Source organism: Pseudomonas sp. 22490 (assembly GCF_052044465.1).
In the GTDB taxonomy this organism is placed as follows: Bacteria; Pseudomonadota; Gammaproteobacteria; order Pseudomonadales; family Pseudomonadaceae; genus Pseudomonas; species Pseudomonas aeruginosa.
Window position 1 is genome coordinate 52,514 of record NZ_JBQENS010000034.1, and the last position, 20,805, is coordinate 73,318.

The window sequence follows — 20,805 nt, forward strand, 5'->3', positions numbered from 1 at the left end:
TCCGCTCTCCCTCTTCCCCAGTGTGCCCTTGCATGAGCAGTCAACGCCGAAACTACCGCTTCATCCTTGTCGTCACCCTGTTCGTCCTCGCCTCCCTGGCCGTCTCCGGACGGTTGGTCTATCTCCAGGTCCACGACCACGAATTCCTCGCCGACCAGGGCGACCTCCGCTCGATCCGCGACCTGCCGATCCCGGTCACCCGCGGCATGATCACCGACCGCAACGGCGAGCCGCTGGCGGTATCCACCGAAGTCGCGTCGATCTGGTGCAACCCCAGGGAAATGGCCGCCCACCTCGACGAGGTGCCGCGCCTGGCCGGCGCCCTGCACCGCCCCGCGGCGGCGCTGCTGGCCCAGCTCCAGGCCAACCCGAACAAGCGCTTCCTCTACCTCGAGCGCGGCCTGTCGCCGATCGAGGCCAGCGAGGTGATGGCCCTGGGCATAACGGGGGTACACCAGATCAAGGAATACAAGCGTTTCTACCCCAGTTCCGAGCTGACCGCGCAGTTGATCGGCCTGGTCAACATCGACGGCCGCGGCCAGGAAGGCACCGAACTGGGCTTCAACGACTGGCTGAGCGGCAAGGACGGGGTACGCGAGGTGGCGATCAACCCGCGCGGCTCGCTGGTCAACAGCATCAAGGTGCTGAAGACGCCCAAGGCCAGCCAGGACGTGGCCCTCAGCATCGACCTGCGACTACAGTTCATCGCCTACAAGGCGCTGGAAAAGGCCGTGCTCAAGTTCGGCGCGCACTCCGGCTCGGCGGTCCTGGTGAACCCGAAGAGCGGGCAGATCCTGGCGATGGCCAACTTCCCCTCCTACAACCCGAACAACCGCGCCAGCTTCGCCCCGGCCTTCATGCGCAACCGCACCCTCACCGATACCTTCGAGCCGGGCTCGGTGATCAAGCCGTTCAGCATGTCGGCGGCGCTGGCCTCCGGCAAGTTCGACGAGAACAGTCAAGTCAGCGTGGCACCGGGCTGGATGACCATCGACGGGCACACCATCCACGACGTCGCCCGGCGCGACGTACTGACCATGACCGGAGTGCTGATCAACTCCTCGAACATCGGCATGAGCAAGGTCGCCCTGCAGATCGGACCCAAGCCGATCCTCGAACAGCTCGGCCGGGTCGGTTTCGGCGCGCCGCTGTCGCTGGGCTTCCCCGGCGAGAACCCGGGCTACCTGCCGTTCCACGAGAAATGGTCGAACATCGCCACCGCCAGCATGTCGTTCGGCTACAGCCTGGCGGTGAACACCGCCGAGCTGGCCCAGGCCTACTCGGTGTTCGCCAACGACGGCAAGCTGGTGCCGCTCAGCCTGCTCCGCGACAACCCGCAGAACCAGGTGCGCCAGGCGATGGACCCGCAGATCGCACGGCGCATCCGGGCGATGCTGCAAACCGTGGTGGAAGACCCGAAGGGCGTGGTCCGCGCCCGCGTGCCGGGCTACCACGTGGCGGGCAAGAGCGGCACCGCGCGCAAGGCCTCGGGCCGGGGCTACGCGGACAAGTCCTACCGTTCGCTGTTCGTCGGCATGGCGCCGGCGTCCGACCCGCAACTGGTGCTGGCGGTGATGATCGATTCGCCGACCAGGATCGGCTACTTCGGCGGCCTGGTCTCGGCGCCCACCTTCAGCGACATCATGGCCGGATCGCTACGCGCCCTGGCGATCCCGCCGGACAACCTGCAGGACAGCCCGGCCGTCGCCGACCGCCAGCACCACGGCTGACCGCTGCCTAGCCGTCGTGCTCGCGGCCCTCGGCGTCCAGCCAGTGCGCTCCCGGCCCCTCGGCGGAAAGCTGGTCGCCGGGGTTGCGCAACGGGCAGGCCTGGAGCGACAGGCAGCCGCAACCGATGCAGCCGTCCAGTTGGTCGCGCAACAGCAGCAGCTTGTCGATGCGCTCGGTGAGATCCTCCTTCCACTGCGCCGACAGGCGCGCCCAGTCCGCCGCGCTAGGGCTGCGCCCCGCCGGCAGGGTCTGCAGGGCGCGAGCGATCTCCGCGAGGGGAATGCCGACCCGCTGGGCGACCTTGATCACCACCACCCGGCGTAGCGTCTCGCGACTGAAGCGCCGCTGGTTGCCGGCGTTGCGCTGGCTGCTGATCAGCCCCTTGGTTTCGTAGAAATGCAGGGCGGAGACCGCCACGCCGGCACGCCTGGCCAGTTCGCCGACGCTCAGTTCACGAGATGCGCAGGAATTCTTCATGATTGGCTTGACCTCAAGTTTGCTTGAGGTTTTACCCTGGGCCGGCCCTCGACACAAGTCACCCGGAGTAACCCGCCATGCTCATCCCCTCCTCCTACTGCTGCACCGACGATCAGTGCCCGGCCGCTAGCGAGCGGTCGCCGTGCTACGCGCAACTCATCGATATCGAGGTGGAACCCGCCAGCCAGTTGTCGCTGGCGCTGGAACAGAACGCGCACCTGCAACGCCTGGAACGCTGCTTCAGGAACTGCCCGGGCTACCTGTCCGCCAGCCTGCACCCCAGCGAGGACGGCCAGCACGTGCTGAACTACACCTGCTGGCGTTCACGCGAGGACTGCGAACGCGCCTGGCAGGCCCGGGAGGACGCGCAAGGCCCGCTGAGCGCGGGCGTCTGGCGGCTGGGGGCGAAAAGCGTGCGTTTCGAGACCTTCCTGGTCGACGCCGAGGGCTGCTGAGCCCGCCGGCGCCGACGGCCCGTCTCAGAAGGACTTCTGCAGGGAGGCCATGTCGATCACGAAGCGATACTTCACGTCGCTGGCCAGCATCCGCTCGTAGGCCTGGTTGATCTGCTGGATCTCGATCATCTCGATGTCGCAGGCGATCCCGTGGGTCGCGCAGAAATCCAGCATTTCCTGGGTCTCGGCGATGCCGCCGATGGCCGAGCCGGCGATCGAGCGGCGTCCCATCACCAGTTGCGCACCGTGCACCGCCGGCTCCAGCGGCTCGAGCAGGCCGACCAGTACGAGGGTGCCGTCGCGCTTGAGGGTCGCCAGATAAGGATTGAGGTCATGCTGGTGCGGCACGGTGTCCAGGATCAGGTCGAAGCGTCCGGCGACGGCGGCCATCCGCTGTGGGTCGGTGGAAAGGATCACCTGGTCGGCGCCGAGCCGCCGCGCTTCCTCTTCCTTGCCCGGCGAGCGGGTGAACAGGGCCACCTCGGCACCGAGCGCCCTGGCGAACTTCAGGCCCATGTGACCGAGGCCGCCCAGGCCGACCACCGCCACCCGGCTGCCGGGACCGACCTTCCAGTGACGCAGTGGCGAGTAGGACGTGATCCCGGCGCACAGCAGCGGCGCCGCCGCCTTCGGATCGAGCCCCTGGGGAATGCGCAGGACGAACCTGGCCGAGACCACGATGCGCTCCGAGTAGCCGCCGAAGGTCGGCAGGCCGTCGTGGCGGTCGCGGCCGTTGTAGGTCAGGGTCGGGTATTCCGCGCAATACTGCTCCAGGCCCTCGGAGCAGGCGGCGCAGTGCCGGCAGGAGTCGACCATGCAGCCGACGCCGACCAGTTCGCCGACCGCGAAACCGCTCACCGCCTCGCCGACGCTGGCGACCCGGCCGATGATCTCGTGGCCCGGCACCAGCGGGTACAGGCTGTTGTGCCATTCGTTGCGCGCCTGATGGAGGTCCGAGTGGCAGACGCCGCAGTAGAGGATGTCGATCACCAGGTCGTCGGCGCGCGGCGCGCGGCGTTCGAAGCGATGGGCGGTCAGCGGGGTGCTGGCGGACTGGGCGGCGTAGCCGCGGATCTGTAGGGTCATCGGTGTGTCCTCTTCGCAGGATGGCGGGCCGCGACGGCTTGCTGGCGGCGGTCCGTTCGGGGGGCAATTGTTCGCCGGATGGGCGCCGCCGCAGAATGTCCATTCCTGTCGAAGCCTTGCCCATTCGTGCCGATGTTGCGTGCCGCCACTGCCCAGGCGCGCACGGGGTTGCTACGTTTGCCTCCCCTCCTGGAGAAACAGCCAAGGCATGAGCACTACTTCCACCGACATGGCGTCGCTGATCGCCACCCTGCAAGACGAACCGGGTTTCGACGCCACCCGCATCCCCGGGGTTCGCCTGATGCGCGCCGAACAGGCCTATCCGCGCAGCCCGGTGTTCTATGAGCCGCGCATCTGCATCCTCGCCCAGGGCCAGAAGATCGGTTTCCTCGGCGGCGAAACCTACCGCTACGACGCCGAACGCTACCTGGTGATGTCGGTGCCCCTGCCGTTCGAATGCGAAACCCACGCCTCCGCCGCCGAACCCTTGCTGGGAGTGAGCGTCGACGTGGATATCGGCACCTTGAAGGAACTGCTGCTACAGATGGAAGAGGCTCCCGGCAGCGACGACGACAATGAGCTGGCACCCAGCGCGCCGATGGCTTCGGTACCGCTGGACGCGGGGATGGCCGATGCGGTGATGCGCCTGCTGGGCTGCCTGCAGAGCCCGCTGGACAGCCATATCCTCGGCCCGCAACTGGTCCGCGAGATCATCTTCCGCGCCCTGCGTGCGGTGGCCGGCCGGCACAGCGGCTACGGGCGCATGGCCAGGGCCCTGCGGCGCATCCACACCGACTACGCCAGTGCGCTGGACATCGACACCCTGGCTCGCGAGGCGAACATGAGCGTGTCGACCTTCCACCACAACTTCAAGGCGATGACCTTCACCTCGCCCCTCCAGTACCTGAAGAGCGTGCGCCTGTACAAGGCCTGGAGCCTGATGGTGCAGGACGGGCTGAACGCCAGTACCGCCGCCAACCAGGTCGGCTACGAGAGTCCCTCGCAGTTCAGCCGCGAGTTCAAGCGCTACTTCGGGCGCACGCCGAGCGAGGAAGTCCAGGCCGCCCGCCGCTAGCCGGCGGGAGCGGGGGCGCTTGCAATACATACGGATATCCGTATATTCAGCTTTCCATATATCCAGGAAGGCCCAGCGATGCCCAGCCCCGCCGAAGTGTTCAAGTGCCTGGCCGACGAGACGCGTGTTCGCGCCACCCTGCTGATCGTCGACCAGGGCGAACTGTGCGTCTGCGAACTGATGTGCGCCCTCGCCGACAGCCAGCCGAAGATCAGCCGCCACCTGGCCCAGTTGCGCAGTGCCGGGCTGCTCCTCGACCGTCGCCAGGGCCAGTGGGTGTATTACCGCCTGAACCCTGCGCTGCCGGCCTGGATCCACGAAGTCCTGCAAGTGACCCTGCGGGCCAACGGCGACTGGCTGCAAGCCGACGCCGCGCGCCTGCGCGACATGGACGGCCGCCCGCAGCGCGCCTCCGCCTGCTGCCAATAGCGCGAGCCGCCCCATGCTGATCGCCTTCGCCATCTTCCTGTTCACCCTGGTCCTGGTCATCTGGCAGCCCAGGGGCCTCGGCATCGGCTGGAGCGCCAGCATCGGCGCCCTGCTCGCCCTGGCGCTGGGCAGCGTCGCGCCGGGCGACATCCCGACCGTCTGGAACATCGTCTGGAATGCCACCGCCACCTTCATCGCGGTGATCGTCATCAGCCTGCTGCTGGACGAGGCCGGCTTCTTCGAATGGGCCGCGCTGCACGTCGCGCGCTGGGCTGGCGGCGACGGCCGGCGCCTGTTCGCCTTCTGCGTGCTGCTCGGCGCGGCGGTCTCGGCGCTGTTCGCCAACGACGGCGCGGCGCTGATCCTCACGCCCATCGTGATGTCGATGCTGCTGGCCCTGCGCTTCAGCCCGGCGGCGACCCTGGCCTTCGTCATGGCGGCGGGCTTCATCGCCGACAGCGCCAGCCTGCCGCTGGTGGTCTCGAACCTGGTGAACATCGTCTCGGCCGACTACTTCGGGCTCGGCTTCGGCGAGTACGCCGCGGTCATGCTGCCGGTAAACCTGGTGAGCGTCGCGACCTCCCTGCTGGTGCTGTTCCTCTATTTCCGCCGCGACCTGCCGCCGGTCTATGCGCTGGAGCAATTGAAGCCGCCGCGGGCGGCGATCCGCGACCGCGCGACCTTCGTCGTCGGTGGCTGGATGCTGCTGGTCCTGCTCGCCGGGCTGTTCGCCCTGGAGCCGCTGGGCGTCCCCGTCAGCGCGGTGGCCGCGGCCTGTGCGGCGCTGCTGCTGGCGGTGGCCGGGCGCGGGCGGGTGATCTCGACCCGGCGGGTGCTGCGCGAAGCGCCCTGGCAGATCGTGGTCTTCTCGCTGGGCATGTACCTGGTGGTCTACGGCCTGAAGAACGCCGGTCTCACCGACCTCCTGGCGCAGCTCCTGAACCGCCTGGCCGAGCACGGCGTATGGGCGGCCGCGCTGGGTACCGGACTGCTTTCCGCCGCCCTCTCGTCGGTAATGAACAACATGCCCAGCGTGCTGCTCGGCGCCCTGTCGATCCAGGCCAGCGACACCGCCGGCGCGGTGCGCGAAGCGATGATCTACGCCAACGTCATCGGCTGCGACCTGGGTCCGAAGATCACCCCTATCGGCAGCCTGGCGACGCTGCTCTGGCTGCACGTGCTGGCGCGCAAAGGCATGCGCATCACCTGGGGCTACTACTTCAGGGTCGGCGCCCTGCTGACCCTGCCGGTCCTGCTGGCGACCCTTTCGGCCCTGGCCCTGCGCCTGGCCATCTGACGGCCGCCGGCGACGGCGGCAGGAGCATCCCATGCGAGTCCTGTTCATGTGCACGGCCAACAGTTGCCGCAGCATTCTTTCCGAAGCCATGTTCAACCACCTGGCCCCGCCGGGTTTCGAGGCATGCAGCGCCGGCAGCCAGCCCAGCGGGCGGGTGCATCCGCGCAGCCTGGCGACCCTCGAACAGGCCGGCATCGCCACCCACGGCCTGTACAGCAAGGGCAGCGAAGCCTTCGAAGGCGCACCGCCGGACATCGTCATCACCGTTTGCGACGCCGCCGCGGGGGAAGCCTGCCCGCTGTATCTCGGCGCAGCGCTGAAGGCCCATTGGGGCCTGGCCGATCCCTCCGCCCTGGATGGCGACGAAGCCCTGCGGGATGCGGCGTTCCACGCCACCCTGGCACGCATCGAACAGCGTTGCCGAGCCTTCCTCGGCCTGCCCTTCGCTACCCTGGATCGCGACCAGCTCAAGCGTGAGCTGGAGCGCATCGGCTCGCTCTGACCGGAGGAAGCATGTCCGAACAACTACCCAACCTCGATCCCGCGCTGCTCGGCGACCCGCCCCCCGTCTCCGGGCACAGGCCGCGCATCCTCCTGCTCTACGGCTCGACCCGCGAGCGCTCCTTCAGCCGCCTGCTGGTGCTGGAGGCCGCACGCCTGCTCGAACGCTTCGGTGCCGAAACGCGGATTTTCGACCCATCCGGGCTGCCATTGCCCGACGATGCACCGGTGGAGCATCCCAAGGTCCGCGAGTTGCGCGACCTGGTGCAGTGGTCGGAAGGCCAGGTCTGGTGCTCGCCCGAGCGCCACGGTGCGCTGTCCGCGGTATTCAAGGCGCAGATCGACTGGATTCCCCTGGCACTCGGGGCGGTGCGCCCGACCCAGGGCAAGACCCTGGCGGTGATGCAGGTCTGCGGCGGCTCGCAGTCGTTCAACGTGGTCAACCAGTTGCGCGTGCTGGGTCGCTGGATGCGCATGTTCACCATTCCCAACCAGTCCTCGGTTCCCAAGGCCTACCTGGAGTTCGACGAAGCGGGCCGGATGAAGCCATCGCCCTACTACGACCGGGTGGTCGACGTGATGGAGGAGTTGTTCAAGTTCACCCTGCTCCTGCGCGAGCGCACGGACTTCCTGGTGGACCGCTATTCGGAGCGCAAGGAAAGCGCCGAGCAGCTTTCCGCGCGGGTCGACCAGCGTTCGCTCTGAACCGCGTCCGCCTCACTCGCGCCCCGGCGGATGGCCGAAGCGCGCGCGGTAGGCATGGGTGAAGTTTTCCGGACTGGAGTAACCCAGGCGATAGGCTATCTGCGCGATCTGCCAGCGACCCTCGCGGACCATCTGCCGGCCGATCTCGAGACGCCGGTCGCGGACGTACTGCAACATCGAGCGACCGAACTCGTTCTTGAAAATCCGCCGCAGGGTGGTTTCGCCGACCCCCAGTTGGCGCGCCAGTTCGAGGCTGGCCGGCGGCTCACCGAGGTTCGCCTCCAGCAGGCGGCGCGCTTCATGGGCCAGGTCGCGCTGGGCGCGTGGGGTGCGCGCGCGACGAAGGTCCGCGCCGCCCAGGTAGGCGGCCAGCTCCACCAGCAAGCCCAGGGTCAGGCTCTCTTCGTGCAGGCGTCCGAGGGCGCCGCGGTATGGATTCTGGTAGAGGCGCTCGAACAGGGCGGTGATGGCGCCGCAACGGGACAACTGGGTAAAGCTCGCGCCGTCGCCCTTCAGCCGCGCCAGCGGCCGCAGGGCGCCATCGCCGGTTTCCAGTTCCTCTTCCAGATAGCTGGCGGCGATCCGCAGCCCGCCCAGGCGCACGCGGCTGCCCGCCGGCAGGATATCGAAGGCCTCCATCGGCTCGCCGGTGCCGAGCACCGAAGGACCGCCCAGGTTGTAGAGATAAGGCTCGCCGCCGTCGACGCTGTGCCGCCACTGGCCGTCGAACATCTGCACGATGCACAGGCCTTCCGGCAGCACCTTGTGGGTTCGCAGCGGCTCGGTGAAGCTCAGGTCGCAATCGAAATACTGCATCGACGGGCGCACCGTCCGCGCCTGGTAGTGACCGGTGGCGCTGCCGAGCATTTCGCGCGCGTCGAGGATCTGCGACTGGCACAGGGGTGAAGGAGCGTCGAAATAGAGCTCCGTGTCGTGGTAGGGATTCCAGCTTTCCATGGCGTAGGTATCGGTGGGACGCAACCATCTGAACCGGTTCAGGCAGCGGCTTTCCAGGATGGTTCCGTGCGCTGATCGAACCGAACCTGTGGGCGACGACACTTTTCCTGTGAGCGGCGGCCGCCTCGGTTGTTCGTGGCTCGCGCCTGTATTAATAGATGCGCCCCTTTTACATCGCGTTGCCAAAGGGGGCGAGAATGATAGCAAAGTGGACTGCGGCGCTGCTGATGGGCGCACTGGCGTGGGGATCCTGCACGGCGCAGGCCGAAGAGGCGCGGCCGCCAGTCGCCGACAAGGTGGTGGCCTACCAGGGCCAGCAGGGGCTCAAGGTCTGGACCCTGCGTATCGGCGAGGCGGCGGCCGGCGAAGCGCTGTTGCAGGTCGAAGGACTGGACCACGACTGGGACCGCCTGATCCACAAGGTAAAGGTGGAAAAGAGCGCCAGGGACAGTCGCTACTCCACCGAACTGAACGGCAGCAAGTATGTGATCCTGATCGTGCGCGACGGCTGGGGCGAGCTCTACCTGCCCGGCGAACAGCAGACGCGGCAGGTCGCCTATAGCGAGTCGCTGTCGTCCGCAGGCGAGCCCCAGGCATTCCTGACCGACTACCTCGAGCAGAAATAAACGCGGATGAGCCACGATACGCTGCGGGTAAGGCTGCTCGCATTCCTCTTCCTGATTCCCCTGGCGCTCTACGCCTGGTCCGCCGTGCAGGCCTTCCGGGTCGACTCGACCCTGCGCGACGAACAGTTCATGCGCGACTGGAGCGCCTCGGTGCGCAACGACCCGGACACCGCCGGCGCCATTCCCCGTCACCTGTTCCGTCCGGCCTATGGCGTCGAAGGTCATCTTCACCAGTTCGCCGAAGACGCCGAGGCCATCCGCCGCGACCATCCTTGGCTGGCTCTGCGCGGCTGGCTGGCCGCTATCGGCAAGCTCTGCGCGCTGGCGTCGGCGCTGGTCGCGGCCGTCTTGCTGGCGAGACTGGAATACGACGGGCGCCGCTCGATGCGCTCGCAAGCCTACCTGCTCGGCCACCTCGCGCCGGCCTGGCGGCGCCTCGGTCGACTGGTCCCGCTGCACGCCGGCCTGCTGGTCGCCGCCCTGGCCAGCCAGTTGCTCTACGAAGCGCTGTGGAGCTACAGCCACTGGCACAGCCACGGCTTCGTCGCCCTGCTCTTCTCACTGCCGCTGTGGCTGCTGTTCCTCGGCGGCCTGCTCATGCTGCGGCGCCTGCGCGGCGAACTGCTGCCGCTGGAGGAACCGGTGCTCCACCTGCTCGGCCGCGAACTCGACCGCGTCGCCGCGCCCGGCCTCTGGCAATGGCTGGGACAGATCGCCGACCGCGCCGGAGCGCCGCTACCGGACCATGTCGTCACCGGCATCGAGCACTGCTACTTCGTCACCCAGGCCAAGGTCCTGCTGGCACCCCGCGGCATTCCGCTGGAGGGGCGTACCCTGTACATCCCGCTGACCTATGCCTCGGTCATGAGCGAGGCCGAAAGCGCCGCGATCATCGGCCACGAACTGGGCCACTTCGCCGCTGGAGACACCGCCCACGGTGCATCCCTGTCGCTCCTGCAGCGGCAGGTGCGCCTGCGCATCGAACGCATCGCCGCCCCCGAGGATGGGCATGTCGGCCTGCTCGGCAAGCCGGGCCTGTGGGCCGCGCTGTACTTCCTCGATCGCTTCGAGCGCGCCTACCTGCACTGGAATCGCCGCCAGGAACTGGCCGCCGACAAGGTCGGGGCGCGGGTAGCCGGCGCGCGGGTCTTCGCCATCGCGCTGCTACGCACCTGCGCCCTTGCAGGACTGATCGAACGCCTGCTGGCCAGCCCGCAGACGCGCAACCTGGTGCATGCGCTGACCGACCATCTGCGCGGGAACTCCCTGGAACTGGACGAACACGACAGCGCTCGCCGCCTGGAACACCCCTTCGACAGTCACCCGCCGACCTACCAGCGGATCGCGGACCTTTCCCTGGCGCTCGACGACGATCTGCTGCGACAGGCAAGGCGCATCGTCAGCGCCGACGACACGCAGTGGCTCAACCGCCTGCTCGATGCAGGCCACGGGGAAAGCCGGTGATCCCGCCGGGCGCGCAAACGCCCTGCCCCGCCGGGACAAGGGGCGACGAAGCCACGCAGTTGCGGCGCTTCGTCGCCAGCGTCCCCAACCGGATAAGCATCGGCGCCGCCCGTGGCGCGGCGCCGCTGTCCGCCCTGCTCGGCCTGCTGCTGCTCGGCGGCGCCTGGACCTTGCGCGACCACCCCGGTCCCGGCCATGAGGCGGCGGCGCTGTGCCTGCTGGCGGCGGCCGCCCTCCTCATGTGCCTGGCCTGCCTGCAGCGCAACGCCAGGAGCGCGCCGTTCCTCGTCCTCGGCCAGGGGCGCCTGCGCGCCCGCAGCCTGTCGGCGCCGCTGGACCTGCTGGAGGTCGCCGACCTGCGCCTGGAGGACGGGGTCTGGTTCTCCGCGATAGTCCTCGAACTGCACGGCAAGGCGCTACCGGCACCATCCACGCGCCCGCTCGATCCGTTCGCCGCGCGTGCCGTCAGCGAATGCCGGGACGGCCCACGGGTTCGCCTGCTGTCCCCCGGCTGGCGCCTCAACGGTCGCAACCTGTCGCTACTGGAAGCCGCGGAGGTCATCGACCTCTACCTGGACATCGCCCGCGCCCAGGCCCGGCTCCGCCAACTGGGCGAGATCCCGCCCAGTGCTTCCTCTTCACTCCCAACTCCAAGGATATTTCCATGAGCAACCAGGAACCCCGGGACCTCGTCTCCAACCTCGCCGAAACCCTCGGTGCCGAACACGAAGAGCTGAACCAGGCGAAGACCGCCGAGGTCATCGCCCACCTGGAGCGGGTGATCGCCAACGTACCGCCGGCCACCGAGTTCACCAATACCCGCAAGTACGTGGTGCTGGGTCCGCTGCTGAGCATCGTGCCCTTCATCATGACCGGCATGTGGTTCTCCCAGGGCAAGCCGGGGGTCGGCGTCGTCGGCTTGCTGCTCGGCCTGTTCGGGCTGTTCCTCGGCTACCAGCATCGCAACTCCGGCAAGACCCCCTTCATGCGCCTGACCCGTACCCAGCTCTGGGCCGACAGCCTGTCGGCTCCGGTCGAGCTGGCCGACGTCATCGATTTCAGCGTCAAGGCCGACATGCTGCAAACCACCCAGACCCTCCACCTGCGGCCCGAAACGCCGCTGCCGACCCATCGCGCCGTACGCCAGGTGTTCGCCTCCCAGGCCATGGCCTTCAAAGGCAAGGACCCGCGCATCACCATCATGTCGGCCGGCCTGCAGAGCGATGGCAAGAAGCTGGACTGCGACGACATGGCGGCGATCCTCGACGCCTACATCCAGGCCGCCCACGCCCAGCGCTACCTGCAACAACTGCGCAGCCAGGGCTGAGTGAAGGGCACGGTCCATCCGCGAAGGCTGCTGCTTTGCCTGGTGCTGGTTCCAGCGCTGCTGGCGGGGCTCGGCGCCTGGCAGTCCTGGCGCGCCGAGCAGCAGGCCGAGCGACTGGGCGCCGCGCAGCAGCGGGTCGAGCGCGCGCTCGCCGAAGCGCGGGCGCTGCCGCCGAGGGCCAGCGTCCGGGTGGACGGCCGGGCCTATGTGCGCGACCTGGCCCTGGCGCGGCTCGACGAGCGACTCGCCGACACACGAAGCGCACAGCGCCTGAATCGCTTCGCCGCCGTCCTCGCCGATAGCGGAGCCTGCCTGGCGGCGCTGGTCGCCGTATTGGGAGCCGTCTCCCTGGCCGGCATCGCCGGCGCCGCACGCAGCGCACTGCGCTCGCGTCGCTGCCTGCTCCTGTGGTTCGAGCTGGGCCGACGCCTGCTGCCCTGCCTGCTCCTCGCCCAGATCGGCCTGCTCGCCCTGGCCCTGGCCTGTGCCGGAACGTTCGAGATCCTCGGGCTGTGGCGGGTCGGCCAGGTTCCGGTCAGCGAAGGACGCACCCAACTGAGCGTGGCGCTGATCCTTCTCGGCCTGCTGGCGTCGGCGTGGCAAATGCTGGCGAAGATCAGCCGCTTGCGCCTGCGCCCGGCGCCGGCCCTGGATGTCATCGGCCGCCGGCTGGGCGAAGAGGATGCACCGGAACTCTGGACGCTACTGCGCGAGCTGGCGGCGCGCCTCGACACGCCAGCCCCGCAGCACCTGTTGGTAGGTCTCTGCGACGGCTTCTACGTGACCGCCAACCGCGTCTGCCTGCAACCTTCCGGCGAGCATCTGGAAGGACGCAGCCTATACCTCTCGCTACCGTTGCTGGGCCTGCTGGACCGCGCCGAACTGAGTGCAGTGATCGCTCACGAACTGGCCCACTTCGCCGGCCGCGACGCCCATTACAGCCTGCGCTTCCTGCCGATCTACCAGGGCGCCGCGAGCCAACTGGCCGCCATCGAGGAGCAGGAAGCCAACGTCTTCGAACGTGCGGCACTGGAACCGGCGCGACTGTTGGCCGGGTACTTCCTCGAACGTTTCGGCCTCGCCGTGAACCACTGGAGCCGCCTGCGCGAATTCGCCGCCGACCGCCGCGCCGCACAACTGGCCGGTGCGCCGGCGATGGCCTCGGCCCTGCTGCGCAGCGCGGCGGCCGGCGCGCCGATACGGGCGTTCCTCGAACACTGCCTGCNCTCGCTCCGGCGCGCGCGCCGGACAACCTGGTGGACGCCATCCACGTCTACCTGGGCCAGTCCGGCCTGGAAGCACCGGCCCCCGGGGCGGAGGGACTCCAGGTCCATCCGCAGGATACCCACCCTCCGCTGGGCCTGCGCTGCACGGCGCTGGGAGAGAGCTTCGAACGCACCTGGGCCGGGACCGCCGGCCGGGCCGTTCCGACACGACCGCCGAGCCAGGCGCTGGGCGTCTGGTTCGGCGCCCCCCTGGCGTTGAGCCGAGCGCTCAGCGCCGACCTGCTCGGCAAGACCTGTGAGAATCCCCATGCAAGAAACTGACGAAACCCTCGACGAACTGCCGCCGCTGGAAGCCCGCTACGAGATCCGCGAGGTCTCGCGGGGCACCGCCTGCGTTGCCCTGCTCGCTGGCCTGGTGGCTGGCGCCACCGGTCTCTGGCTCGCTTCGCTGCCCAACGCCTGGCGCCTGGCCAGTGGCCAATGGCTGTTCTGGCTGCCAGCCGCGCTGCTGCTGGGCGGCGGCCTGTACGCCTGCCTGACGGGCGTGTTCCTCTACCGGCGCCACGGCCAGGTCGCGCTCACCCTGACGCCGGAGAGCATCGCCTTCGCCAACGCGCCGCAGGTGCCGATGTACACCTTCCAGTCGCTGGAGATCGAGCGCGGGCGCTGGCTGGAACTCACCTTCGCGACCACCTTCGATTGCACGGCACCGCGCTTCGACAGCCATGCCCGTTTCGACCCGCGGGCTTTCGCCCGCCCCGAAGCCCGCGCGGTGGCCGGCGGCAAGCGGGTCAAGCTGGCGCTGTGCGGCGCCGCGCTGAACGGCCAGAAAATGGAGCTGGAGCCGCTCGCACGACTGATCTACCGGTACATCCTCGCCGGCCATCGCCAGCGCGCCCTGCAACATCATCGCGCGCCCGGGAGCGACGGCAGCGGGGCCTGAAGCGAGCAACGCTCAGGCTGCGCGCTGGCGTTGCCAGTCCACCGCGGCTTTCAGGCGCGCCACCACCTTGCGCACGAAGAGCGGGTCGTCCGCCACGCAGAGCTCCGCGCTGACCCACTCCGGCCAGCCGGTTCCCTGGCGCTCGCGAGCCCCCAGCAGGCGCTCGACTTCGTCGCGCACGGCGCGCTCCAGGCGTTCGCTGGCACGATTGCGGGACAGGTGGAGGCGCAGGCAGGCCTGTTTCTCGCGCTCCAGGGCGCGGCGTCGGGACAGCGGCAGTTCGGCAAGGTTGTGGCTCATGATCGGTGCTCCTTGTCGCGCAGGCAGGCGATTTCCGATTACTGTACATTCATACAGTAATCGGAATTGACGACGCTGACAAGGGCTGGCCGGGTAGCGCGAACAAGCGCATCCGGCACTTCAGAACTGGTATTCGACCCCGGCTCCCGCGTACCAGGACAGCCCGGGGGCCGCTTCGTAGTAACGCCGGTTGCCGTCGCCGACGATGACCGAGCCGACGTACTGGCGGTCGAACAGGTTGTCCAGGCGCACCAGCTGGTGGAAGGCCCAGGCTCCCAGGCGCTGCTCGAAGCGGGTGCGCCAGTTGAATACCGCATAGCTCGGCGCGGCCTTTTCGCTGTTGCTGTCCTCGACGTAGACCTGGCTGCGGTACATGCCTTCCCAGCCCATGCTGATGCCCTCCGCGGGCTTCCACACCAGTTCGCCGAACAGGCTGCTTTCCGGCACGCCCGGCAGGTGCTTGCCCTTGCCGATGGTCTTGCCGCCGGCCTTGAAATCCGAATCGTAGGTGGCGGATAGCCGGGTATAGGCCAGGTTGGCGTTCCAGTGCTCGCTCAGTTCGCTCTCCAGGCCCAGTTCGAAGCCGCGACGCAGGGTCTTGCCGGCGTTCTGGTAGCTGGTGCGACCGCCGAGGGAGCTGGCGACGACGATCTCGTCCTCGGTGCGGATCTGGAAGATCGCCGCGTTGACCCGCGTATTGCCCCACAGGCGCGCCTTCAGCCCGGCTTCGTACTGGCTGCTGGTGGCTGGCTTGAGGCCGAAGTTGAAGACGTCCGGCGCGTTCGCCGCCACCGGCGCATAGGCCATCTCCGCCTGGGTCGGAGTCTCGAAGCCCTTGCCGGCGCTGAGGTAGCCGTGCAGGTCGGGGGTGAAGGCGTACATCACCGAGAACGACGGGGTGTTCTTCCGGTAGCGCCGCGAGCCGCTGGCATCGCCGTTGCTCAGGTAGCGGTCGTCGACCTCCATCTTCATGGTGCTGTGGCGCACCCCGGCCTGCAGGGTCCAGGCGTCGATGGCCCAGCTCGCCTGCAGGTAGGGATCGAGGCTGGTGGCGGTGTCCACCTCGTCGCGGCGCAACTCGCCCTTCACGCCGAGCTGGTCGCCGTTGAAGTTCTGGTAGCCGCGACGGTCGTCGCGGCTCTGGTCGTAGTCGAGGCCGACGGTCAGGTTCAGCTCGCCCGGCGCCTGGCTTACCGGTTGCAGCCAGCGCACGGTGCCACCGTGGAAGTCGCGGTCGAAGTCGATCACCGCGCCGTTTCTCTGGCAACGCGGATTACTCTCGCATCCTATCTGCTTGGGTATCGCCTGATACTGCACGACACTGCGCTTGCCCACGTAGGCGTTGACCTGCAAGGTCGCCTCGCCGAAGTAGCGCTCGTAGTTCATCCCGGCCTGCTGGTGGTCGATGCTCTTGCGCGTGTCGTACAGCTCGGCGTTGGCGGTGACGGAGCGCGGGTCGTGCTTGTAGGCGTCCCAGGTCTGCCCCAGCGGATCTTCAGTGTCGTTCTGTTCCAGGCTGCTGTAGATCAGCGCCACGCGGCTGTCGGCGTCGGGCCTGAAGTTCAGCTTGGCGAAGGTCTGGTCGCGGCGCGCGGCGCTGTGGTCGCGGTAGCCGTCGGTGTCCATCCGCGAGGCATCCACCAGGAAACCGACCCCGTCGCCCTCGCCTTCCGTGTACAGGTGGTTGCGGCTCAGGCCATCGCTGCCGACGGAGGTTTCCGCGCCGACCCGCGGGGCGCCCTGGCCGTCGCGGGAGAACATCTGGATCACCCCGCCGGCGTTGCTGCCGTAGATCGTCGAGGCCGGCCCGCGCAGTACCTCGATGCGCTCGGCGACGTCGAGGTTGAGGGTCGCGGCCTGGCCCTGGCCATCCGGCGTACTGGCCGGGATGCCGTCGGCGAGCAGCTTCAGCCCGCGGATACCGAAGGCCGAGCGGGCGCCGTAGCCGCGCGAGGAGATTTGCAGGTCCTGAGCGTAGTTCTGGCGGTTCTGCACCACCAGGCCAGGTACCCGCGGCAGGACTTCGGAGAGGTTGATGCCGAGCTGGCCGTCGGCGATCTGCCGACGCTCGATGCTATCCACCGAGAACGGCAGGTCGAAGGTGTCGCTGGGGTTGTAGCTGCCGGTCACCACCATGGGTTCGAGGCTGCGTCGCTCCTCGCCCTGGACGGCGCAGGCGATGGCCAGGCCGCAGAGCGCCAGGGAGCCGGGCAACAGGTGGGAGACGAAGCTGGGTCGGGGTCGGGACGGCATGCAGGGTTCCGCGGGTCGCAAGGTATCGAAGGGGCTTTGCCAAGGGCGGGAACGCGCCTCCCCTTGGCAAAGCCCCTTCCGGGCCGAGGCCCGGAAGGCCGGGAGCCGGCTGTGGGCTCCCGGTGGGCGGGTCATTGCCTGGGCAGGGCGTAGGCGATGATGTAGTCGCCCATGCGGGTACCGAAGGAGCCGTGTCCGCCAGCGACGATCAGCACGTACTGGCGACCGTCCTTGCCGGTGTAGCTCATCGGCGTGGCCTGGCCGCCGGCCGGCAGGCGCGCCTGCCAGAGCTGCTTGCCGTCCTTCACGTCGTAGGCGCGCAGGTACTGGTCGAGCGTGCCGCTGAGGAAGGCCACGCCGCCGGCGGTGGTGATCGAGCCGCCCATGCTCGGTACGCCGACGGTGAGGCCGATCGGCACCGGGGTGTTGTCGCGGCTGGTGCCGTTCTTGTGCTGCCAGACGACCTTGGCGGTGGTCAGGTCGATACCCGCCACGTCACCCCAGGACGGCGCCTGGCACGGCAGGCCGATGGGCGACATGAACGGATGCATGATCACCGCGTAGGGCGCGCCGGTGTTCGGCTGCACGCCGCTGGTCTCGCCCTCGCGCTTGCTTCCGCTGGGCACCTTGTCGCGCGGCACCATCTGCGAGACGAAGGCCATGTAGTTGGGGCTGGTGAAGAGGATCTGGCGCACCGGGTCGACCGACACCCCGCCCCAGTTGAACACTCCGACGTTGCCCGGATAGATCAGGCTGCCCTGCTCCGACGGCGGGGTGTACTGGCCCTCGTAGCGCAGCGAGCGGAACTGGATGCGGCAGAGCATCTGGTCGAACGGGCTGCTGCCCCACATGTCGCGCTCGGTCAGCGGCGGGCGCAGCAGGTTGAGGTCGGAACGCGCCTGGGTCGGCGCGGTATGGTCGCCCTCCACCGCGCCCTGCGGCGCCGGCACTTCGCGGATCGGCACGATCGGCGTGCCGTCGCGGCGGTCCAGCACGTACAGGCTGCCCTGCTTGGTCGGCGCGATCAGCGCCGGCTTGACGCCATCGGCGGTCTTCAGGTCGAGCAGGGTCGGCTGGCTGCCGACGTCCATGTCCCACAGGTCGTGGTGGGTGAACTGGTAGTTCCAGCGCAGCTTGCCGGTGTTCAGGTCGAGGGCCACCAGGCCGGCGCTGAACTTCTCGGCACCGGGGGTGCGGTTGCCGCCCCACTGGTCGGGCATCTGGTTGCCCAGCGGCAGGTAGACCTGGCCGAGCTTCTCGTCGACGCTGGCCAGCGACCACATGTTCGGCGAGTTGCGGGTATAGAACTTGCCGGGAGCCAGGGGCTCGGTCGCGTCCGGGTTGCCGCTGTCCCAGTTCCACACCAGCTTGCCGTCGTGCACGTCGAAGGCGCGGATCACCCCGGACGGCTCGTTGGTCGACTCGTTGTCGGTGACGTGGCCGCCGATGATCACCAGATTGCGGGTGACCGCCGCCGGCGAGGTGGAGTAGTAGCCGCCCGGGGTGAACGGACCGATGCCGGCCGTCAGGTCGACCGCGCCCTTGACCCCGAAGTCCTCGCAGACCTTGCCGTTGTCGGCGTTGATCGCGATCAGGCGGGCGTCGGCGGTGGGCAGGAACAGGCGCCGCGGACAACTGGCGGCGACCGCCTTGCCGGCCTCGGAGAGCGCGGCCGGCGGCGCGCCGACGTCGCTCCTGGCGTACTGCTCTTCGTCGTAGTAGGAGACGCCACGGCAAGTCATGTGGGCGAAGCCCTTGAAGCCTACCGGGCTCTGGATCTGCGGATCGAAGCGCCAGATTTCCGCGCCGGTGTCCGGGTCGAGGGCCAGCACCTTGCTGTGCGCGGTGCAGGCGTAGAGCATGCCGTTGACCTTCAGCGGGGTGTTCTCGTTGGTCAGTTCGAGCGGATCGTCGGCGGTCGGCAGGTCGCCGGTACGTATGCGCCAGGCTTCCTCGAGCTGGCCGACGTTGGCCGGGGTGATCTGCTTCAACGGCGAGTAGCGGTCGCCGAACTCGGTGCGCCCGTAGGCCTGCCAGTCGCCGTCCGGCATCGCCGGGGCGGTGCTGGTCATGCCGCTGTCGCGGTCGATGCGACCGACGATCTGCCCCGGATTGGTGAACTGGCTGCCCACCGCGGCGGCGCCGGCCAGGACCACCGCCACGCCCAGCGCCGCGGTGCCCAGCGGCGCCGGACCGTCGGCCAGCAGCGGGCGGCGGAACCAGGGTAGCCAGAGCAGCAGGCCGAAGACGAACCACAGAGCCAGGCGCGGCACCAGTTGCCACCAGTCCAGGCCGACTTCCCACAGCGCCCAGACGGTGCTGGCGAACAGCACCAGAGCGTACAGGCCTAGCGCCGCACGCTTGCCCAGCAGCAGCAACAGTCCGCTCAGGGCCAGGCCGATGCCGGCCAGCAGGTAGTACAGCGAGCCGCCCAGGCTCGCCAGCTTGATGCCGCCGGCCAGCAGCGCCAGGCCGGACAGCAGGATCAACAGGCCGAGCAGGCTCGGCAGCAGGCGCGATCGACTGCGGTTACCTTCGCTCATCGTCCGGTACTCCCTTCGGGGTTGATGACAGGCATTGCTTACTCTCCTATTACGTTCTGCACGCCGGGCTGTTCAGCCCGCCGCGCCGCGTTGGGCGGCGCTGAAGAAATGGCCGCTGGCCATGACCGAATCGCGGTTGTCCGAAGCAACAGCCTAGAACACCGTCTGGATCTTGATCCCCGCCACCAGCGCGTTGTCGACCTCGTCGACCCCGCCCGGCTGCTTGATGTACTGCAGGTTCGGCCGCACCGTCAGCCAGTCGGTCACATGCACCCCGTAGTACAGCTCGGCGTTGTACTCGGTGTCCTGCAGCGGCTGGTACAGCGGGTTGTCGTAGTCGTCGATGCCGTTCACCTGGTTCACCAGGCGCTGGCGCTTCTTCACATCGTCGTTGACATGGATGCGCGCGATGCCCAGGCCGATGTCGTCCTTCGGCCGCGCGTCGAACGGACCCTTGTAGACCACCCCGAGCTGCTGGTAGTTGTCCACCACGTTGGTCGCCTTGTCGTGGACCGTCAGGTTGGCGAACAGGCTCAACCCGCGCGAGGCATCGCCGTTGTGCGAAGTGACCTGCTGCTGCGCCACCACCCACCAGCCATGCTTGCTGCCGCGCGACTTGAAGTCGTTGCCGGTCAGCCCCTGCGGCTGGCCGTCGACGTCGTCGTAGACGTCATCGGCCTTCGCCGTGCTGTAGTAGTAACCCAGCCGGTACTCGCCCGGCAGTTGCTCGGCGCCGACCTTCGGCTGCCAGATCAGCTCCACCGGCAGCAACGCGCCCTTGGTCCCGCTGCCGCTCATCTTGAAGCCGTTGCCGGTCTCCAGGTTCGACGGGTTCTGCTCGTAGGCGCCGACCTGCACGTACCAGTCCGGCGCGAAGTTGTACTTCACCCGCAACGCCCACTGGCTGACCGGCCAGTTGTACCAGATGCTCCCCGCCCAGTTGCCCACCTGCGAGCCGCAGAAGGCCAGGTTCTGGAAATCGCAGGGGAAGCTGTTGAAGTCCTCGCCCTCGCCGAAACGGCCGAATTTCACGTCCAGCGCGCCGTCGAAGTACTGCTGCTTGAGCCACAGCTGGGTCAGCCGCCAGGTCTGCCCGCGGCCCCAGACCTCCTGCACCGAGCTGATGTGCCCGGCACGCGGGTCGCCGATGCGGTCGTTGGAAAGGTTCTTGCCGTTGCGCTCGGTGACGGTGAACTGGAACTCGGTAGCCTTCCAGCCGAGGATCTTCTCCAGGTCCATGTGCACGCCCAGGGCGAACTGGTCGGTGTAGCGTCCGGTCTTGTCGTCGTCATAGCCGCCGTCGAGGTTGGCCGCCGCCTCGCCGACGTACTCCAGCTTGAAGTCGTAGCCCTTCTCCAGCAGCTCGGTGCGCTTGCCGCCCCAGTCGCCGAGCATCCATTTCGAGTTCGG

General features: G+C 68.4%; 20 protein-coding genes. 13 read left to right on the plus strand and 7 right to left on the minus strand.

All coding sequences use genetic code 11. The features are described from left to right. The first annotated feature begins 32 nt into the window (after nucleotides 1-32). Nucleotides 33-1,730 carry a peptidoglycan D,D-transpeptidase FtsI family protein gene (locus ACTJJX_RS28570; protein ID WP_003113747.1) on the plus strand — a complete coding sequence of 566 codons (1,698 nt, stop codon included), beginning with the start codon at nucleotides 33-35 and terminating at the stop codon, nucleotides 1,728-1,730. A gap of 7 nt (nucleotides 1,731-1,737) precedes the next feature. Here the strand turns inward: ACTJJX_RS28570 and soxR are convergent, their stop codons facing one another. Then, entirely contained in the window at nucleotides 1,738-2,208 is a 471-nt protein-coding gene (gene soxR / locus ACTJJX_RS28575; protein ID WP_003089301.1) for a redox-sensitive transcriptional activator SoxR, read from the minus strand. Between the two features lie 77 nt (nucleotides 2,209-2,285). Here soxR and pumA point away from each other — a divergent pair, with 77 nt between their 5' ends. Then, entirely contained in the window at nucleotides 2,286-2,663 is a 378-nt protein-coding gene (gene pumA, locus ACTJJX_RS28580; RefSeq protein WP_003089304.1) for a monooxygenase PumA, read from the plus strand. A gap of 24 nt (nucleotides 2,664-2,687) precedes the next feature. On the opposite strand, the gene ACTJJX_RS28585 is transcribed toward pumA, so the two are convergent. Beyond that, nucleotides 2,688-3,749, minus strand: a complete 1,062-nt coding sequence (locus ACTJJX_RS28585; protein ID WP_016852901.1) for an NAD(P)-dependent alcohol dehydrogenase — start codon at nucleotides 3,747-3,749, stop codon at nucleotides 2,688-2,690. 208 nt (nucleotides 3,750-3,957) lie between these two features. Here ACTJJX_RS28585 and ACTJJX_RS28590 point away from each other — a divergent pair, with 208 nt between their 5' ends. From ACTJJX_RS28590 to arsH, 5 genes are all read left to right on the plus strand, one after another. Continuing rightward, nucleotides 3,958-4,824, plus strand: a complete 867-nt coding sequence (locus ACTJJX_RS28590; protein ID WP_440782043.1) for an AraC family transcriptional regulator — start codon at nucleotides 3,958-3,960, stop codon at nucleotides 4,822-4,824. 78 nt (nucleotides 4,825-4,902) lie between these two features. Beyond that, nucleotides 4,903-5,253 (plus strand): metalloregulator ArsR/SmtB family transcription factor, encoded by a 351-nt coding sequence (locus tag ACTJJX_RS28595; protein ID WP_003089312.1) that lies wholly within the window; start codon nucleotides 4,903-4,905, stop codon nucleotides 5,251-5,253. A 13-nt stretch (nucleotides 5,254-5,266) separates the two neighbouring features. Further along, the gene (locus ACTJJX_RS28600; protein ID WP_003122742.1) at nucleotides 5,267-6,550 is read left to right on the plus strand and encodes an arsenic transporter; all 1,284 of its coding nucleotides are present in this window, start codon (nucleotides 5,267-5,269) and stop codon (nucleotides 6,548-6,550) included. A gap of 31 nt (nucleotides 6,551-6,581) precedes the next feature. Continuing rightward, nucleotides 6,582-7,052 (plus strand): arsenate reductase ArsC, encoded by a 471-nt coding sequence (locus tag ACTJJX_RS28605; RefSeq protein WP_003112098.1) that lies wholly within the window; start codon nucleotides 6,582-6,584, stop codon nucleotides 7,050-7,052. Between the two features lie 11 nt (nucleotides 7,053-7,063). Continuing rightward, nucleotides 7,064-7,756 (plus strand): arsenical resistance protein ArsH, encoded by a 693-nt coding sequence (arsH, locus tag ACTJJX_RS28610; protein ID WP_003117819.1) that lies wholly within the window; start codon nucleotides 7,064-7,066, stop codon nucleotides 7,754-7,756. A gap of 12 nt (nucleotides 7,757-7,768) precedes the next feature. On the opposite strand, the gene ACTJJX_RS28615 is transcribed toward arsH, so the two are convergent. After that, nucleotides 7,769-8,623, minus strand: a complete 855-nt coding sequence (locus ACTJJX_RS28615; protein WP_003122741.1) for a helix-turn-helix transcriptional regulator — start codon at nucleotides 8,621-8,623, stop codon at nucleotides 7,769-7,771. A gap of 287 nt (nucleotides 8,624-8,910) precedes the next feature. Here ACTJJX_RS28615 and ACTJJX_RS28620 point away from each other — a divergent pair, with 287 nt between their 5' ends. From ACTJJX_RS28620 to ACTJJX_RS28645, 6 genes are all read left to right on the plus strand, one after another. Continuing rightward, nucleotides 8,911-9,339, plus strand: a complete 429-nt coding sequence (locus ACTJJX_RS28620) for a hypothetical protein (protein WP_003089323.1) — start codon at nucleotides 8,911-8,913, stop codon at nucleotides 9,337-9,339. Between the two features lie 6 nt (nucleotides 9,340-9,345). Continuing rightward, the gene (locus tag ACTJJX_RS28625) at nucleotides 9,346-10,803 is read left to right on the plus strand and encodes a M48 family metalloprotease (protein ID WP_016852900.1); all 1,458 of its coding nucleotides are present in this window, start codon (nucleotides 9,346-9,348) and stop codon (nucleotides 10,801-10,803) included. Next, nucleotides 10,800-11,471 carry a hypothetical protein gene (locus ACTJJX_RS28630; RefSeq protein WP_003122739.1) on the plus strand — a complete coding sequence of 224 codons (672 nt, stop codon included), beginning with the start codon at nucleotides 10,800-10,802 and terminating at the stop codon, nucleotides 11,469-11,471. Before ACTJJX_RS28625 ends, ACTJJX_RS28630 begins: the two co-directional genes overlap by 4 nt. Further along, nucleotides 11,468-12,130 carry a hypothetical protein gene (locus ACTJJX_RS28635; protein WP_003089328.1) on the plus strand — a complete coding sequence of 221 codons (663 nt, stop codon included), beginning with the start codon at nucleotides 11,468-11,470 and terminating at the stop codon, nucleotides 12,128-12,130. Before ACTJJX_RS28630 ends, ACTJJX_RS28635 begins: the two co-directional genes overlap by 4 nt. Before the next feature lie 603 nt (nucleotides 12,131-12,733). Continuing rightward, nucleotides 12,734-13,615, plus strand: coding sequence for a M48 family metallopeptidase (locus ACTJJX_RS28640; RefSeq protein WP_440782044.1), 882 nt, complete (start codon nucleotides 12,734-12,736; stop codon nucleotides 13,613-13,615). Between the two features lie 48 nt (nucleotides 13,616-13,663). After that, nucleotides 13,664-14,299 carry a hypothetical protein gene (locus ACTJJX_RS28645; protein WP_016852898.1) on the plus strand — a complete coding sequence of 212 codons (636 nt, stop codon included), beginning with the start codon at nucleotides 13,664-13,666 and terminating at the stop codon, nucleotides 14,297-14,299. Between the two features lie 12 nt (nucleotides 14,300-14,311). Here the strand turns inward: ACTJJX_RS28645 and ACTJJX_RS28650 are convergent, their stop codons facing one another. The 4 genes from ACTJJX_RS28650 to oprB all read right to left on the minus strand — a co-directional run. Beyond that, the gene (locus tag ACTJJX_RS28650) at nucleotides 14,312-14,599 is read right to left on the minus strand and encodes a hypothetical protein (protein ID WP_003122735.1); all 288 of its coding nucleotides are present in this window, start codon (nucleotides 14,597-14,599) and stop codon (nucleotides 14,312-14,314) included. Between the two features lie 120 nt (nucleotides 14,600-14,719). After that, nucleotides 14,720-16,852: a TonB-dependent receptor family protein gene (locus tag ACTJJX_RS28655; RefSeq protein WP_016852897.1), complete on the minus strand. Its 2,133-nt coding sequence runs from the start codon at nucleotides 16,850-16,852 to the stop codon at nucleotides 14,720-14,722. 131 nt (nucleotides 16,853-16,983) lie between these two features. Continuing rightward, complete coding sequence (locus ACTJJX_RS28660; RefSeq protein ID WP_016852896.1) at nucleotides 16,984-19,395, minus strand: glucose/quinate/shikimate family membrane-bound PQQ-dependent dehydrogenase; 2,412 nt, start codon at nucleotides 19,393-19,395, stop codon at nucleotides 16,984-16,986. Nucleotides 19,396-19,548: 153 nt separating this feature from the next. Continuing rightward, a partial coding sequence (gene oprB, locus ACTJJX_RS28665; protein WP_019396298.1) for a carbohydrate porin OprB occupies nucleotides 19,549-20,805 on the minus strand: 1,257 nt, incomplete at its 5' end.

Coding starts and splice junctions, on each gene's coding strand:
- ACTJJX_RS28570 (WP_003113747.1), top strand. CDS start 33: ATGAGCAGTCAACGCCGAAACTACCGCTTCATCCTTGTCGTCACCCTG.
- soxR (WP_003089301.1), bottom strand. CDS start 2,208: ATGAAGAATTCCTGCGCATCTCGTGAACTGAGCGTCGGCGAACTGGCC.
- pumA (WP_003089304.1), top strand. CDS start 2,286: ATGCTCATCCCCTCCTCCTACTGCTGCACCGACGATCAGTGCCCGGCC.
- ACTJJX_RS28585 (WP_016852901.1), bottom strand. CDS start 3,749: ATGACCCTACAGATCCGCGGCTACGCCGCCCAGTCCGCCAGCACCCCG.
- ACTJJX_RS28590 (WP_440782043.1), top strand. CDS start 3,958: ATGAGCACTACTTCCACCGACATGGCGTCGCTGATCGCCACCCTGCAA.
- ACTJJX_RS28595 (WP_003089312.1), top strand. CDS start 4,903: ATGCCCAGCCCCGCCGAAGTGTTCAAGTGCCTGGCCGACGAGACGCGT.
- ACTJJX_RS28600 (WP_003122742.1), top strand. CDS start 5,267: ATGCTGATCGCCTTCGCCATCTTCCTGTTCACCCTGGTCCTGGTCATC.
- ACTJJX_RS28605 (WP_003112098.1), top strand. CDS start 6,582: ATGCGAGTCCTGTTCATGTGCACGGCCAACAGTTGCCGCAGCATTCTT.
- arsH (WP_003117819.1), top strand. CDS start 7,064: ATGTCCGAACAACTACCCAACCTCGATCCCGCGCTGCTCGGCGACCCG.
- ACTJJX_RS28615 (WP_003122741.1), bottom strand. CDS start 8,623: ATGCTCGGCAGCGCCACCGGTCACTACCAGGCGCGGACGGTGCGCCCG.
- ACTJJX_RS28620 (WP_003089323.1), top strand. CDS start 8,911: ATGATAGCAAAGTGGACTGCGGCGCTGCTGATGGGCGCACTGGCGTGG.
- ACTJJX_RS28625 (WP_016852900.1), top strand. CDS start 9,346: ATGAGCCACGATACGCTGCGGGTAAGGCTGCTCGCATTCCTCTTCCTG.
- ACTJJX_RS28635 (WP_003089328.1), top strand. CDS start 11,468: ATGAGCAACCAGGAACCCCGGGACCTCGTCTCCAACCTCGCCGAAACC.
- ACTJJX_RS28645 (WP_016852898.1), top strand. CDS start 13,664: ATGCAAGAAACTGACGAAACCCTCGACGAACTGCCGCCGCTGGAAGCC.
- ACTJJX_RS28650 (WP_003122735.1), bottom strand. CDS start 14,599: ATGAGCCACAACCTTGCCGAACTGCCGCTGTCCCGACGCCGCGCCCTG.
- ACTJJX_RS28655 (WP_016852897.1), bottom strand. CDS start 16,852: ATGCCGTCCCGACCCCGACCCAGCTTCGTCTCCCACCTGTTGCCCGGC.
- ACTJJX_RS28660 (WP_016852896.1), bottom strand. CDS start 19,395: ATGAGCGAAGGTAACCGCAGTCGATCGCGCCTGCTGCCGAGCCTGCTC.